The organism is Streptomyces zhaozhouensis (assembly GCF_900230195.1).
Classification (GTDB): Bacteria; Actinomycetota; Actinomycetes; order Streptomycetales; family Streptomycetaceae; genus Streptomyces; species Streptomyces zhaozhouensis.
On the sequence record NZ_OCNE01000002.1, the window covers coordinates 79,540 to 94,075 of the forward strand.

A 14,536-nucleotide genomic window follows, 5' to 3' on the forward strand; every position below is an offset into this window, starting at 1 on the left:
AGCTGTCGGTTGAGCTGTCGGTTGAGCTGTCGGTGTCGGTCGTGCTGTCGGGTGAACGACCGTGCCCGCCGTGAAGGAACGGCGTCCGAGACCTCACCCTGCCGGGGCCCACCGTGAGATGCTGGGCACACGCACCCGCGTGCGCACCCGCGTGATCCTGCCGAAGGACGTGCGCGTACGCTGTACGGCGGAACCGACACGTTCCGCGCAACGTCCGAACACACACCACCTCGCGCGCCGGAACGGTCGGCCCGACCACTGGGGGAACGGGGAGAGAAGCAGTGCAGGAGACCTTGGGGATACTGCTGTACGCCCCCTGGATCTACGTGGCCGTCGTGCTCTCCATCACCCTCGACGTGTTCTTCCCCGTGCTGCCCAGCGGAGCCCTCGTCGTCACCGCCGCCGCCGTCGCCGCCGACACCGCGGCCGAGGTGACCTCCCTGCCGGGGCCGCCCACGCCCGGCGGCAAGCTACCGCAGGTCGCCCTGCTGGTGGTCTGCGCCATCACGGCCTCCGTCGTCGGCGACCTGCTCGCGTACCGGCTCGCCAGGCGCGGCGGACGGCGCTACGGGTCGGCCATAGCGCGTTCCCCGCGGCTGCGCCGCGCCCAGCAGCGGCTTGAGGTGGCGCTCACGCGCGGGGGTGGTGCGCTGGTGGTGCTGGCGCGCTTCGCGCCCGCCGGGCGCGCGGTGGTCAGCCTGGGCGCCGGCGTGACCGACCGCCGCACGCGCGACTTTCTGCCCTGGTCGACGCTGGCCGCGCTGGCGTGGACGGCGTACAGCGTGGGCGTGGGCTATCTCGGCGGGCAACTGCTGGGCGCCAGCTGGCTGAGCGCCGGGCTGTCCGTGGTGGCGCTGGTCGGCGCCGGCGTGCTCGCCGCCCGGCTGCTGCGCCCCCGCGGCGACGCCAAGGGCTCCCGCGGCGAGGCCAACACCCAGGCCAACGCCCAGGCCACCATCCCCGCGCCGGCCTCCGAGCCGCAGACCGTCTGACCGGGGCACTCGGGAACGGACCGCGCCGCGGGGCCGTTCCCCCCGCCGGTCGTCCCGGCGGGGGGAACGGCCCCGGACGGCCCGGTCAAGACGGCTCAGTCAAGACGGCTCAGTCAAGACAGCTCAGTCGAGGCGGCCTATCCCGCCGTACCAGGACACGTCCGCGTGGTCGGGGCGGGATTCCGCCGGCTCCTCGTTGCGCCAGTCGCTGACCACCTGGACGCCCGGCTCGACCAGTGTCAGCCCGTCGAAGAACCCGGTGAACCGCCGCCGGTCGCGCAGCGTCAGCGGCACGCCCTGCTTGCGGTAGGCGTGCTGCACCCCCATCGCCGCCTCGGGCGCGAGGTCGGCGGTGGCGTGCGACAGGATGAAGTGGCTGCCCGGCACGACGGCCTCCCGCAGCACCCGCACCAGGCCCTCCGGCTCCTCCTCGTCGGCCACGAAGTGCAGCACGGCGACGGCCAGCAGGCCCAGCGGCTGGGAGAGGTCGAGCAGCTCGGTGACCCGGGGGTTCTCCAGCACCTCGCGCGGGCGGCGTATGTCGCCCTGGATGACGGCCGTCCGGTCGTCCCTGGCCAGCAGCGCGCTGCCGTGGACCAGCACGATCGGGTCGTTGTCGACATAGACCACGCGCGCGGCGGGATCGTCGGCCTGGGCGACCTGGTGGACGTTCTCCGCCGTCGGCAGCCCCGAGCCGAGGTCGAGGAACTGCCGGATTCCCGCCTCCCGTACCAGATAGCGGACGGCACGGCCGAGGAACGCCCGGTTCTCCCGGGCGGCGGTGCGCAGCAACGGGAACGGCCCCAGCGCCTTCTCGGCCGCCTCGGCGTCCACGGTGTAGTGATCCTTGCCGCCCAGCAGATAGTCGTACATCCGCGCCGAGTGCGGCTGGTCCGTGCGCAGGTCCAGCGCCTCCGGCGGCGCGCCCTCGCCCTGTCCACTCACCACACGGTCCTCCGGTTCCGGGTCGTTGATCATGCTGCGAACTCCCGTCGCAGCGTAACCAATTGCCGAAAGACCGTCAGCGGAAGAGGTCGTCTCCGCTGGTGGTGTGGCCAGTTGCTGTCAGTTCAGCCGCCCGAACCGGCCAGGTGGCCGGTCTCGCCGAAGGCGACCGGCCACAACCGGGTGCCGTCGCCCTCCCAGCGGGTCAGCGAGGCGTTCGGCACGGCCGCCGGACGCTCCGGCGGCGCCGCGCCGAGGCCGGCGACGACCAGGCCCAGCGCCACGACGACGGCGTCGTGGGCCACCAGCAGCACCCGCCGGCCCGGCGCGGCCTGCGCCAACTCCCGCAGGAAGTCCCGCACCCGCAGCGTCACGTCGGGGAACGACTCGCCGCCCGGCGGCCGGTAGCGCCACTCCCCCACCGCGGCCCGGCGCCGCGCCTCCTCGGGCGCGTGGGCCTCGACGGACAGCGGGGTCATCAGCTCGAACACGCCGGTCTCCCGGTCGCGCAGCCGCTCGTCCACCAGCGGCTCGGGCGCGCCCGGCCACTGTTCGGCCGCCATCGACCAGCTCTCCAGGGCCCGCGCGTAGGGCGAGCAGACGACCAGCTCGGGCCGCCGTTCCGCCGGCAGCGCCGCCAACCACCGCCCGACGGCCGCCGACTGCTCCCGCCCGACGCCGGTGAGCGGCACCCGCGCCTCGCGGTAGGCCAGGCTGTCGTCGGGCCGCCCGGCGCGGGCGGCCTCCCGGAAGACGACGTTGGAGACACTCTCCCCGTGCCGGACGGCGATCAGCTCGGCGAGGGGCAACGGGGGTGGCAACGCGGCACTCGACATGCCCCCAGTGTGATGCCGAGGGCGGCCCGAACGGCCGACGCGCGGCGGGGGTGCGCCTCCGTAGCGGCTTCTCAACCCCCCGGAAGCCTCTCTCATCGCTGATCTCCCGCGTTCCACGGGGATCGCGGGCTCGTCGGCCGCACGCTCGGCGTGCTCGCCTCACCGACCAGCGCGGCCCGGTGAGCGGGAATTCCCGGCGGTCTCAACCCCGTTCGAGCGTCTCCCATCGAGCCGAGGGTGCGCCGCGATGAAGGCTGGTCAGGACGGAGTCCGTCGCAGAGCCCGACGACGAGGGATTCAGGCCGGCGGGTGAGCATCCCTGAGCCGGTGCAGCGACGCCGCGATCGCCTCATGGACGTCCTCCTCCGTCAGGGGGGCGGAGAACAGAGCCGAGCTGAAGGAGAGTCCTTCGACGACCGCGTGGAGCAGGAGCGCTTCGCGGTCCAGCGTCGCGTCGTCGATCGCGCGATCGGCCATCGCGTCGCGCAGGGCCGAGCGGACGGCGTCCTGGCTCAGCGTGGACGTCGCGGCGATGTCGGCGGCGAGCTCGGGGTCGGTGCGCGCCATGACGCGGTACTCGACGAGCGCGGCGTTCTCCTTGCGCTCCTGGTCGTTGGTCGGAACGGTGAAGGCGACCGCATCGGCGATCCGGGTCAGAGGATCGGTGGACAGCGTCGCGTCACGACGTGCGACGCGTTGCATGAGGACCGTGAGCGTGAAGCGCATGACCTCCCGGAGCGTGTCGCCGAAGTAGTGCCGGATGCTCCCGATGGCCAGGCCTGAGCGGGCGGCGATGCGAGCGAGGGTGACCGAGCGGAGGCCGTGCTCGGCGATCTCCTCGATCACCGCATCGGCGACCTGCTCTCGACGGACTTCCGGGTCGATTCTCTTGGCCATGGGAGGAGCATACCCCGCAGGTAGCATGTTCGTGCTAAATTAATGGCATGAACGTGCTACAAAAGCTCGTGGGCAGTCCCGCATCCGCGGCGAGCGAGGACCGGAAGGAGTCATGAACGATCCGCGCGATCCCTGGTCCGCGGGTCTCGGCGATTTCGACGGCGACGCCGAGGCGCAGTGGCCGCCGGCACCACCGCCCGGAGCGCCGCTACCGCCGTTTCGCCCCTCGCTCCTCCTGCGGCGCACCCGGTTCGCGATCGACTTCCCCGAAGCGTCGACCGCGACGGTCGATGTCGACCACTCCGCGGGGCTGGCTTCCCTCTACCGCGACGACAGACACGTCCACACGGCCGAGATGCCGGTCGAGTTCCAGCTGGAGCGCGGCAGGATCGACGTCGCCGCGAGCAGGTTCGGCATGGAGAGGATCAGCCTCGTCGCGGCTGACGGGAGCCAGCGTCAGCTCGATCCCGCACCGGGGACGCCGGAGCACTGGCGGGCGCAGCTGTCCCGGCGGCACCCCCGCATTGGGCGGGCTCTGGCTGCCGCCGCCGTGCTGGTGCTGGTGGTCAACCTGATGGTCCTCGCTCCGCAGCTGTTGGACCTGCTCACCCATCAGTCGATCTGGACGGGCCGGTTCCCGTCGTTCGACTCACCTCTCGCCCTCCCCGCCTGGGCCAACACCTCCCTCGCCGTGCTCGGCGCACTCGCGGGCGTGGAGCGAGCGCTCTCCCTGCGCAACCACTGGCTCCTGGACGTAGAGACCGCGGGGATGGACGGCTGAGGTCAGGGGATCGCGCGGCACTGCTGCCGTCGGCTCACGCGCCGGCCCCCTCCCGACGGCTGACCACCCACCACGGCCACGTTCCTCAGGACACGTCCGGCCCAACAAAGGAGAAGAACCCGTGCGTCACCCATCCCGTTCCCCGCGTCGAGCCCGACCCCGCCCGTGGGTCCTCGTCGTGGCCCCACTGACCGCGCTCACCGGCCTCGCCGCCTGCACGCCGTCGACCCCGACGCCAGACCTCTCCAGCTACCTGGAGCAGGATCTCGACTGGGGGACCTGCGACGGCGTCGCGACCAACGCCGTGGACGAGGAGCTCTTCGCGAACCCCGATCTCGAGTGCACATCGGCCGAGGTGCCGCTGGACTACACCGAGCCCGAGGGAGAGACAGCGCAGGTCGCCCTGATGCGTCTTCCGGCCCGTGGCGAGGCCGAGGGCTCGTTGCTCGTCAATCCGGGTGGCCCTGCCGGGTCCGGTCTCTCGTTCGTGGCGGCACAGGCGCCGACCTGGCAGGACGGTCGCCTGACAGAACGGCTCGACATCGTCGGGTTCGACCCGCGCGGAGTCGGTGCGTCGACGCCCTCCGTGGACTGCTACTCCGACGAGGAGTACGACGCGGGCGAGGTGCCACGATTCGCCGCCGTCTGGGACGTCACCAGTGCCGACCAGGCAGAGGAGCTGGCGACGCGCTGCACCGAGGGGTCCGGTGGCGCGGAGAACCTGGTGAGCGTCGGATCGACGAACGTCGTGAAGGACATGGACGTCCTCCGGGAGGTCCTCGGCGACGACGAGCTGACCTACCTCGGCTACAGCTACGGCTCCGAGCTCGGTGCCATGTACGCCACGGAGTACCCGGACAACATCCGCGCGCTGGTGCTCGACGGCGGCGTCGCGCCGGACCTCACGCTGCCGGATTTCCGCGTCTCCCAGCTCGCCGTCCAGCAGGACCGCTTCGACGACCTGGCCGCGCTCTGCGCCGAGTCCGGCGACTGCGTGCTGGGCGACGACCCGAGGACAGCGAGCGACCGCCTGCACGAGATCGTCCAGCCGGTCGTCGAGTCACCGGTGGCCACGGACGACGGCCGGGAGCTGGACGTGTGGGACGTCTACGCCGGCATCATCGGCGGCCTGTTCTCCGAGGCGAAGTGGCCCGACGTCATCTCCGCGCTGACCGCGCTGGAGGACGGCGACCCGGAGGAGATGTTGGCGCTGCGCGACGCGTCGTTCGGTCGGACGCCGGACGGTGTCTACACGATCGACGCCGACGTCAACATCGCCGTGCGCTGCATGGACTACCCACGGTCCACGCCGCAGGAGCACGCCGCCCACGCTCGCGAGCTCGCGGAGGTGGCTCCGATGTTCGACCTTGAGGTGCTCACCGGACAGGACTTCCGCAGTGAGTGCGACGCCTGGCCCGCACCGCCGACGCGTGAGGACCCGTGGCTCACCGACGTTCCTGAGCTTCCGGAGACCCTCGTCGTATCGGTCACCGGCGACCCCGGAACGACGCACGACGGAGGTGTCGCTCTTGCCGAGGCGCTCGGAAGCAGCCTCCTCACTGTCGAGGGCAAACAGCACGGCGCCTACCTTCTGGGCGGGAGTCGGTGCGTCGACGAGATCGTCGAGGCGTACCTCATCGACATACGCACCCCGCCCGATGGCGTGCGTTGCAGCCTCTGAGGCGGCTCTGAGGCGGGATCGACCAGCGGTTTGTCGTGGCGGTCGTCTACTGACGCCAGGTTCCGGCGTCGAACAACGCCGAACTGTGCATTCCTCGCTGCGGAACGACACGTGCCGAGGTAGCAGTAGACCGACTGAGCGCGGCGGTCTGGCTACGCTGTGACTTGCTCGCTCCACACCTGGAACTCAAACCGGTGATGTCGTTGGTTCGAACAACGATCTTCTGGTGGGTACAGACGGGTTCGGCCCGCCGACATCCGCCTTGTAAGGGCGGCGCACACTCGCTCTCCGAACAACACACACCGAGGTCCTCCTTCAGGTCAGCGTGCATCGCCGCCATTCGACGGTCGAGTTCGCCCGGCGTCGGCTCATCGGCCACGGCCACCCCCAGGGTTCGGTCGTCACCCGGTCGGCTGCGATCATGTGGCGTTTCCGGCCGAGCGACTCGACGGTGAAGGGAGGCCACACGACCGCAGGAGACAAACATGGTGATCAAGAAATTGCATGAGGCCGGGCTTCGCAGCGAGCACGCCTACACCGCCGGACTCGCCTCCATCGGGCTGTCGGTCGCGGTGTGGCTTGCCTCGGCCAAGGGTGAATCGGCTGGCGTAGACCGGGCTGACCGGTGGGGCATTTTCGTCGGCGAGTGGGCCCCCACGTTCTTCGGCCTCGGCCTGGCGCTGGCTCAGTACGAGGACTGATCCTCACACTCTCGACGCTGTGCTGGCGCTGTCCGGGTTGTCGGAGAGCCGCGCGAGCAAGCCCTCCACGAGAGAGCCGGCTGCGGCGGTGCAGGCGGTCGCGGCGCCCTCCCAGAACGAGACGGTGAACATGTCGGCGGCCTCGGCCGCCACGAACACGCCGCCGAGCGCGACGACGAACGTGGCCAGCACCCGCTCGGCGAGGTCGACGACGAAGCGGCGCGCGGTGCGCGCGCTGGGGAACGGGTTGCTCATACTCTCTCCTTGGTTCACGCCGGCCAGGCCAGCAGGCTGGCGGTCAGCTCGTCTATCCGGATCGGGGTGTCGCCGACGGCCAGCACTTCGGCCACCAGCCTGTTGTCGTCCGTGCTGGGGAGGTGGCCCTGCCAGTGGTGCGCCGCGTGGAGCCGGCCGCCGTCGTGTACCGGCGAGGAGATCGGCCACGACTTGGCGCGCGCCCACTCGGCGCCGGGCTTGCGGTGGTTGCGTGCGACGCGGAGCTGGATCGCGTGTACGAGCGGATCACGCCTAGGATGAGGGAGACGCGTCTGCGCGGGCTTCGGGCCCGGTGGGACCGGGCCCGGGTCGGAACCCGGTGGGAGAGCTGGTCTCCCCCTCCCGTCTCCCAACTTCCTCCCAAATGATTTTCGGCCCCGCCTCCCAGTTCGGGAAGCGGGGCCTTTTGGCTGGTCAAGGGGGTGGGTGCAGACGGGGTCGAACCGCCGACATCCGCCTTGTAAGGGCGGCGCTCTACCGCTGAGCTATGCACCCGGGGAATTCGCTGGCAAAGCCTACACGGCTGGCCGTCGGGAGCAACGATGCCGGGAGCCCCTGGTATTGAACCCGCGCCCCCGGTCCGCGACGGCGAAGGGGCGCGAGGAACCGCGCGGCGCGTCCGTGGCGGGGTGGGTGTGGACGACCACCGTGCCGCACCGGCGAGTCCGGTAGTCGCACGGCGCGTCCGCGCCGGCAAGGCGGGTTGTCGGGCACTACCGACAGCTTTCGGAACGTTGGGTGGGTGGGAGAATGAGCGGGGACGCACCTGGCCCAGCGACCACGGGGAGAAGGACACTGTGACAACCGGCCGAGCCGCGAGCCGACTGGCGAGGGATCTCACCGTCTCCGTGGTGCTGGCGCCGGCCGCGTTGGCGGCGTTCGCGCTGGTGGCGGCGCCCGTCGCGTTCACCGGCGGGGGGACGCGGCGCTGGGGCCGGGGCCGGGCCGAGGAGTCGCGGGCCAGGGCCCAGCAGGCGAAGGACGCGGCGGCGGCCGCGTTCTACGAGTTGGACACCGCGCAGCGGGACCTGCGGATCACCCTGGAGACGGTGTCGGCCGCCGAGGAGACCCCGGAGACCCGGCGGGCCAACGCCGGTTTCGCCACGCTGGGCGAGCAGGTCGACCAGGTCAGCCACGACTACATCACCACGCTCGACGCGCACGACCTGGACGCCGAGGAGTTGGAGGCAGGCGCGGCCAACCGCGCGCAGCGCGAGCTGGCGCGGGTGACGGACGCGCTGGTGCGGCTGAAGGGCGACCTGGAGCGGTTCGAGCAGAGCCTGACGCCGCTGGTGGCGCGGGCACAGGAGCAGTTGGCGCAGGTGGCGCCCGCGGTGGAGCGGGCGAAGGCGGCGCTGCTGGCGGCGACGGAGGCGCTGGACGGGGCGCGGCGTTCCGGGCTGGGCGCCGACGAGTTGGCGGCGCGGCTGGCGGGGCTCGGGCCCGAGCTGCGGGCGTTGAACGAGGGCGCGGGCCGGCACGGGGTGCGGCCCACGATCCAGCGCGCCGAGCGGGTGCGGCGGCAGGCGGAGGCGATCGCGGCCGACGCGGCGCGGCTGCCGGAGCGGGCGGCGGAGATCGACCGGCGGCTGACCTCGTTGCGCACCAGGGCGGAGGCGATCAGCAACCGCGCCGACGCGGTGGGGCCGGTCCTGAGCGAGCTGCGGCGACGGTTCATGGCCAACTGCTGGCAGGACCTCCAGCGGGTGCCGGAGCAGGCCGAGGAGGCGGTGCGGGAGGCCGGGGAGGCGCTGGCGGCGGCGCGCGGGGAGCGGCGGGCGCAGCGGTTCGAGGCGGCCACGGGCCAGCTGGCGCGGGCGCACGAGCTGCTGGGCAGCGCGGACGAGGCGGTCTCGGCGGCGGGCGAGCGGCTGCGGCGGCTGAACGAGATCGCCGGGGACCCGTCGGGTGAGATCGAGCGGACACGTTTCGCGGTGCGGGACGCGCAGCGGCTGGCGATGCGGGGGCGGACCGTTCCCGACCCCCGGCACGCCGGTCCGCTGGACGCGGCGGTGACACGGCTTGAGCGGGCGGTGACGGAGTTGGAGGAGGGCGGGCGGAACCCGGACTACTGGCGGTTCCTGACCGAGCTGGAGGGTGTGCGGGAGACGGCGGGCTCGGTGGTGGAGGCCATCCGGGCGGGCCGCTGAGACCGGTGGCGGTCCTGGCGGATGACCGGGCGGGGGCGGTGTCGTCCGGGCCGGGCCCGGGTACGCGGAGCGGGACATTCCGGGAGCGGCGGCCGGTGGGGCGCGGTTTCCGGGGCGACCGACTTCCGAGGGACCCGAGGAGGCCACCATGGCATCGGTCTCGTCCCTGTTGGGGACGGACTCGCGCGGCGAGCCCCGGCTGCCGAAGGGCGGCCCGTTCGGCCTGCTGCGGCGGGCGACGCTGGAGCGTGACCGGCCGGCGGACCGGCGGCTCAACCGCTTCTACCGGACCGGCGCCGGGCTGATCGGCCTGGCCCTGATCGTCTTCGGCGTCCTGGGCGTCACCCGACGCCTGGGCGCCTTCTCGACGGGGGACGACACGGTCTGGGGCATGAACACCAACGGCGCGCTCAGCTGGCTGTCCATCGCGGTGGGCCTGGCGCTGGGCGTGATGATGCTGGTCGGGGGGAACCTGGCGTCCGTGTTCTGCCTGGTTCTGGGGGCGCTCTTCGTGCTGAGCGGCTTCGTCCACCTGGCGGTGCTGAGCACCGGCGCGAACGTGCTCAACTTCGGCATCTCGAACGTGTTCTTCAGCTTCGCCGTGGGCCTGGCGCTGCTCTTCGTCGGCATGTACGGCCGGGTCTCCGGGCGGCTGCCGCACGACAACCCGTTCTGGCGGGCGCGGCACCCGGAGGCGGCCGTGGGCGCCGAGCGGCGGCAGCGGCTGGCCGACCGGCACCGCCGGGAGATCAGCGAGGACTGGCGGCGGCAGGACCGGGAACGGGAGTGGCTGCGTCGTCCGGGCCCCGGTCGGGGAGCGCGGCGAGCAGCGCGCGAAGAATCGCCTCCCCGCAACTGACGCCGCGTTCCGCCAGGCCGGTGACGCCGGGGTGCGTCCAGCCGCTGCCGGCGAGTTCGCCGTGGCCTGGGCGCCAGGCGGCGTCGCCGGCCAGCAGCAGGTCGCGGTCGAGGAGCGAGTCGCCCGCCGTCAGCACCCGCCCGGTGCCGGCGCGGCGGGCGACCTCGGCGACGGCGGCGCTCTTGGTGAGCGGCTCGGGCACCACGTAGAGCTTGCGGCCCTGGAGCGAGACGGTCCAGCCACGGGGGGCCGCCCACTCGGCGAGCGCCTTGGGCCACGCGTCGGGGAGCCGTTCGCGGTCCACCACCAGGTAGTGGAAGAGGCCCTCGGCGTCCCGGTCGCGCAGCAGCCAGGCCGGGTCCGCGGTGGCGGCGACGCGGGCCCTGACCTCCTCCAGCGGCGCGCACTCGGCGGCGAGCCTGCGGGTCACCGCGCGGTGCCAGTCGGGGTCGCTGACGCCGTCGACCAGCAGATGGCCGCCGTTGGCGCAGATCGCGTAGCGCGGCGGGGGGCCGGGCAGCCGCACCCTGAGGTACTGCTCGCGGGTGCGGGTGGTGGTGGGGACGAAGACGGCGCGCGGGTCGGCGGCGAGCGCGGCGAGCAGGGCGGCGGCGGCCTCGGTGACGAACGACTGCGGGCGGCCGCGGTAGGTCTCCACGGACAGCAGTCGGGGGGCGTCCCGGTCGGCGTGCGTCAGCTCCAGGGCGTTGGCCGAGTAGATCAGCGTCCGGTCGAGGTCGCTGGCGACGAGGGTGCGGGCCCGCTTCATGCGCCGCTCTCCGTTCCGTGGGTCGTTCTGCCGTCGGCGCCGGTGGCGCCCCTGGTGTAGCGGGGGTGGATCAACCCGACGCAGCTGTAGGGGAGTTCGTCGGTCTCCTCGACGGGCACGCCGCGCTGGGCGGCGAGCAGCCGGATGTGGTCGAGGTCGGAGCCGGCGCCCCGGCGGGCCAGTATCCGCCAGGGCACGCGCCGCAGCAGCACCCTGGTGGTCTCGCCGACGCCGGGCTTGACCAGGTTGACGTCGTGGATGCCGTACTCCTCGCTGATGCGTTCGACGGCGCGCCAGCCGGCCCAGGTCGGGGTGCGGTCGGCGGCGAGCAGCGCGGCGGTGTCGGCGGCGACGGCCTCGGCGACGTCGGGGAAGCGGGCGCTGACGGCGTCCAGGAAGCGGCCGGAGACGTCGGCCCCGGCGAGCTCGCGGTAGTGCTTGGCGCCGTGGAAGTCGTCCGGGCCGACCAGGTCGGCGCGGAGCACGGTGCGGGACACCAGCCCGGAGACGGTGGAGTTGAGGCAGGCGGACGGGATCAGGAAGTCGTCCCTGGTGCCGTAGGTGGTGACGCAGCCGCCCGGGTCGGCCAGCACGGCCAGGCGCGGGTCGAAGCCGGGGAACGCCTCAAGCGCCGTCGCCAGCTCGCGGGTGATGGCGCCCTTCCCGGTCCAGCCGTCGACGAACACGACGTCGGCCGGGTCGTGGTGGGCGGCGAGCCAGCGCAGCGCGGTGGTGTCGACGCCCCGGCCGCGCACGATGGACAGCGCGTAGTGCGGCACGTCGACGCCGTGCGCGTGCCGGGCCCAGCGCCGCATCAGGACGCCGACGGGGGTGCCGGCCCTGGCGAGGGAGACCAGCACGGGCGACGGCGAACGTTCGGCCAGCACCGCCTCGGTGACGGTGCCGACGGCGCGGGCCACCCGGTCGGCGGAGGCGTCCAGCGCGTCGGCGAAGAGGCGCTGGTACTCCTCGCTGGGCTGGTACTCGACGGGCAGCGACTCGGCGTAGTGGGCGCCGCCGGACTGGATGGCCTCCTCGCGCTCCTCGCGCGGCGCCTCCAGCGAGACCTCGGAGAGGTCCTGGAGCAGCCAGCCCACCTCGTCGGGGCGGTAGGAGGAGAACGCGGGGCCGCGCAGCGGGCGCGGCAGCGGCGCGGGGGCGGGCAGCACGGCGAGCAGCACCCGTTCGGCGTGGTCGGCCAGGGTGGCCAGCAGGCCGTCGTCGGCGTGGAGTTCGGCGGTGTCGCCGGCGGCGTCGGTGACGACGAGGACCGCGTCCCAGGCGTGGCCGGCCACGTTGTAGGCGTAGCGGGGGCCGGGGTCGGGCGGGCTGTCGTGGGCGGGGAAGGTCAGCCGGCTGCGGATGGCGTAGCCGGGGTCGTCGACGGCCAGCACCGGGGAGCGGGTGGTGGAGGAGAACGCGACCTCGGCGTCCCCGCCGAGCGCGGCCTGGAGCGCCTCGGCGAGCCGCAGCGGCGCGTACATCAGCTCCTCGGTGCCCAGCACCAGCACCCGGCGCGCGCCGGGCGGGAGTTGGGCGGCCAGCTCGGCGCCGAGCGCCGGCAGGGCCGCGTCGAGCCGCGCGCGGTGGGCGCGGGTGAAGCCGTGCCGGCCGCCGTCGGGCACGCCGGCCGGCCAGCGGAGCGCGAGCCGGGCGGCGGGCGCGGCGGTGCGGCCGGCCGGGGCCGGCGGGGTGGGGGGTTCGTGCGCGGCGACCAGGGCGGCGCCGCGCGCCAGCACGTCGTCCGGCAGCGCGATCCGGCCGGCGGCCAGGGCCACCACCCGCACGGTGGCGCCCAGTTCGGCGGCGAACTTGGCCAGCGCGGCCCGGTCCGCCTCGGTCCTGGTGTCGACCAGGGTGGCCACCACGTAGCGCGGCCGCGGCCAGTGGCGGTGCAGGGCGGCGATGGTGTTGCGGACCGTGCGGCCGGTCGACAGCTCGTCGTCGACCAGCACCAGCGGGCCCCGCCCCGCGAGCAGCCCGGGGTCGGAGGGCAGCAGCAGATGCGAGGTGTGGTGCGAGTGCTCCTCCTCGAAGCCGCCGACCGGGGGCAGCGCGGGCACCGCCCGCCGGGTGGAGTGCAGGTAGCCGACGGCGTCCAGGCCGTCGGCGACGCTGTGCCCGAGCCCGGTCGCGGTCTCCGCGTACCCGAGCACGACGGCGCGCCGCGCCTCCTCGCCCAGCTCCTCGGCGACCCGCCGGCCCAGGGCGAGCCCGGTGCCGTGTATCCGCCCCGGTCGCCGCGGCACGTGCTTGCCCAGCACGCGGGAGACCAGCAGATGGGCCCTGCGCGGGTTGCGCCGCAGCGCCAGGCCCAGCAGCTCCCGCGCTTCCGTTCCGGTCAGCTCGACCCCGAGTCGTCGGGTGACCCAGTCACCCGACCATATGGGGGCCGTCACGCGTTGCCCGCGGCGAGCAGGTCCACGAAGTCCACTCCGTCTCTGGCGACGCCGAACACCTCGGCGCGCAGCATGGTCCTCTCGGCCCAGGCGCGGTGCGGCTTCACCTCGTTCATCTTGTTGGTGTAGGCGGAACGCAGCACCCCGCCGCCCCCGGGGGCCGCGCCCAGTATGTCGGCGGCGTCGGTGTACTCCTCGTGGCTGACGACCGAGAGGGCGTGCACCGGGGCCACGTGCGAGGGGTGGATGCAGGTCTTGCCCATCAGCCCGTTGGCGCGGTCCAGTTCGATCTCGCGCAGCAGCCCGTCCATGTCGTGCTCGATCAGCCGGGCGCGCAGCTCCTCCGCCCGGCCGCTGAACGGGGTGTTGCGCAGCTGCGGCTTGAAGAGCCGCTCCTGGGTGCGGAAGTACTCCCACACCGGGCCGGTCACCGTGCATCCGGAGCCGTCGGCGCGGCCCAGCACGTTCACCACGTCGGCGATCACGGAGGCGACCAGGCCGACGTCGTAGGCCGTCATCTCCGGGGTACGGCGCAGCCCGTACGCCGAGCAGAAGTCGGTGACGCCCAGACGCACGGCCGGCACCCGCTCGCGGTGCTTCTCCACCAGCGCCGCCACCGCGCGCAGCACCTCGTGGCGGCTCTCCAGATGAAGCAGCTCCGGCGACTCCAGCACCGGCATCACCAGCAGCCGCCGCTCGCACAGCACCTCGGCCGCGACGGCCGCCTCCAGGAACGCGGCGCCGGAGGAGGGCGTGAACTTGGGCAGCACATAGCCGGTCAGCAGCCCGATGTCCGGGCCCAGCCGACGCGTCAGGTCCAGGATCTGCTCGGGCTCCCTGACCCGCACGAACAGCAGCGGCAACGAGCCGGGCGGCTCGGCGGCCAGCAGCCGGAACTGCCGCAGCAGGTTCGCCTCGGCGTCGGCCACCTCGGCGTCACCGATGGAGTCCTCCAGGCACAGCACCATGGAGACCACCCCCGACCTGGCCTGCTTGCCGACGTCCTCGGCGAGCCTGGGCCTGGTCGCCGGCGCGTACAGTGTGGCGCCCAGGGCGCAACCCACCGTCCGCACCGGCGAGTCGGGGCCGAACTCGGCCGGCTCCCGATGGAACAGCGCGCGCCGTCGCGCGGCCGTCAGATGCCCGAAGTGCCGCATGTGGTCCCCGATCTCCCCCACCCTCCGGCCGCCTGGCTGGCGTCACCGGTTTCGGGCCATCGTAAGCTCGGCATTGTTTCGAGAGCATGGCCG

At 73.3% G+C, this 14,536-nt stretch carries 13 protein-coding genes and 2 tRNA genes; 6 read left to right on the forward strand and 9 right to left on the reverse strand.

The features are described from left to right. Nucleotides 1-281 precede the first annotated feature (281 nt). Nucleotides 282-992 (forward strand): DedA family protein, encoded by a 711-nt coding sequence (locus CRP51_RS03545; protein WP_097229489.1) that lies wholly within the window; start codon nt 282-284, stop codon nt 990-992. Between the two features lie 123 nt (nt 993-1,115). Here CRP51_RS03545 and CRP51_RS03550 read toward each other — a convergent pair whose 3' ends face one another. The 3 genes from CRP51_RS03550 to CRP51_RS03560 form a co-directional block, all read right to left on the reverse strand. Then, nucleotides 1,116-1,970, reverse strand: coding sequence for an SAM-dependent methyltransferase (locus tag CRP51_RS03550; protein ID WP_097229490.1), 855 nt, complete (start codon nt 1,968-1,970; stop codon nt 1,116-1,118). Nucleotides 1,971-2,062: 92 nt separating this feature from the next. Next, nucleotides 2,063-2,773: a histidine phosphatase family protein gene (locus tag CRP51_RS03555; RefSeq protein WP_097229491.1), complete on the reverse strand. Its 711-nt coding sequence runs from the start codon at nt 2,771-2,773 to the stop codon at nt 2,063-2,065. 297 nt (nt 2,774-3,070) lie between these two features. Continuing rightward, nucleotides 3,071-3,670, reverse strand: a complete 600-nt coding sequence (locus CRP51_RS03560; RefSeq protein WP_097229492.1) for a TetR/AcrR family transcriptional regulator — start codon at nt 3,668-3,670, stop codon at nt 3,071-3,073. Nucleotides 3,671-3,782: 112 nt separating this feature from the next. Between CRP51_RS03560 and CRP51_RS03565 the strand changes: the two genes are divergently transcribed. Together CRP51_RS03565 and CRP51_RS03570 are read left to right on the forward strand one after the other, a co-directional pair. Further along, nucleotides 3,783-4,451 carry a hypothetical protein gene (locus CRP51_RS03565; RefSeq protein WP_097229493.1) on the forward strand — a complete coding sequence of 223 codons (669 nt, stop codon included), beginning with the start codon at nt 3,783-3,785 and terminating at the stop codon, nt 4,449-4,451. A gap of 178 nt (nt 4,452-4,629) precedes the next feature. Beyond that, on the forward strand, nt 4,630-6,132 hold the full coding sequence (locus CRP51_RS03570) for an alpha/beta hydrolase (protein ID WP_097229494.1): 1,503 nt from the start codon (nt 4,630-4,632) through the stop codon (nt 6,130-6,132). Between the two features lie 224 nt (nt 6,133-6,356). On the opposite strand, the gene CRP51_RS28695 is transcribed toward CRP51_RS03570, so the two are convergent. Continuing rightward, nucleotides 6,357-6,435, reverse strand: a tRNA-Val gene (locus tag CRP51_RS28695). 182 nt (nt 6,436-6,617) lie between these two features. Between CRP51_RS28695 and CRP51_RS03575 the strand changes: the two genes are divergently transcribed. Next, complete coding sequence (locus tag CRP51_RS03575) at nt 6,618-6,833, forward strand: hypothetical protein (protein WP_097229495.1); 216 nt, start codon at nt 6,618-6,620, stop codon at nt 6,831-6,833. 3 nt (nt 6,834-6,836) lie between these two features. On the opposite strand, the gene CRP51_RS03580 is transcribed toward CRP51_RS03575, so the two are convergent. Then, complete coding sequence (locus CRP51_RS03580) at nt 6,837-7,088, reverse strand: hypothetical protein (RefSeq protein ID WP_097229496.1); 252 nt, start codon at nt 7,086-7,088, stop codon at nt 6,837-6,839. A gap of 444 nt (nt 7,089-7,532) precedes the next feature. Continuing rightward, a tRNA-Val gene (locus tag CRP51_RS03585) sits at nt 7,533-7,604 on the reverse strand. A gap of 302 nt (nt 7,605-7,906) precedes the next feature. Here CRP51_RS03585 and CRP51_RS03590 point away from each other — a divergent pair. Both CRP51_RS03590 and CRP51_RS03595 read left to right on the forward strand, forming a co-directional pair. Continuing rightward, nucleotides 7,907-9,259 (forward strand): coiled-coil domain-containing protein, encoded by a 1,353-nt coding sequence (locus tag CRP51_RS03590; protein WP_097229497.1) that lies wholly within the window; start codon nt 7,907-7,909, stop codon nt 9,257-9,259. A 148-nt stretch (nt 9,260-9,407) separates the two neighbouring features. After that, nucleotides 9,408-10,118 carry a DUF4383 domain-containing protein gene (locus CRP51_RS03595; protein WP_097229498.1) on the forward strand — a complete coding sequence of 237 codons (711 nt, stop codon included), beginning with the start codon at nt 9,408-9,410 and terminating at the stop codon, nt 10,116-10,118. On the opposite strand, the gene CRP51_RS03600 is transcribed toward CRP51_RS03595, so the two are convergent. Genes CRP51_RS03600 through CRP51_RS03610 form a run of 3 tightly spaced genes read right to left on the reverse strand, consistent with a single transcriptional unit; the run spans nt 10,009 to nt 14,443 of the window. After that, nucleotides 10,009-10,887, reverse strand: coding sequence for an HAD family hydrolase (locus tag CRP51_RS03600; RefSeq protein ID WP_097229499.1), 879 nt, complete (start codon nt 10,885-10,887; stop codon nt 10,009-10,011). The two genes, CRP51_RS03595 and CRP51_RS03600, sit on opposite strands and share 110 nt — an antisense overlap. Next, nucleotides 10,884-13,286 (reverse strand): phosphoribosyltransferase, encoded by a 2,403-nt coding sequence (locus tag CRP51_RS03605; RefSeq protein ID WP_097229500.1) that lies wholly within the window; start codon nt 13,284-13,286, stop codon nt 10,884-10,886. The genes CRP51_RS03600 and CRP51_RS03605 overlap by 4 nt, the downstream gene beginning before the upstream one ends. Further along, nucleotides 13,283-14,443, reverse strand: a complete 1,161-nt coding sequence (locus CRP51_RS03610; protein WP_097229875.1) for an HpcH/HpaI aldolase/citrate lyase family protein — start codon at nt 14,441-14,443, stop codon at nt 13,283-13,285. The genes CRP51_RS03605 and CRP51_RS03610 overlap by 4 nt, the downstream gene beginning before the upstream one ends. Between the last annotated feature and the right edge of the window lie 93 nt (nt 14,444-14,536).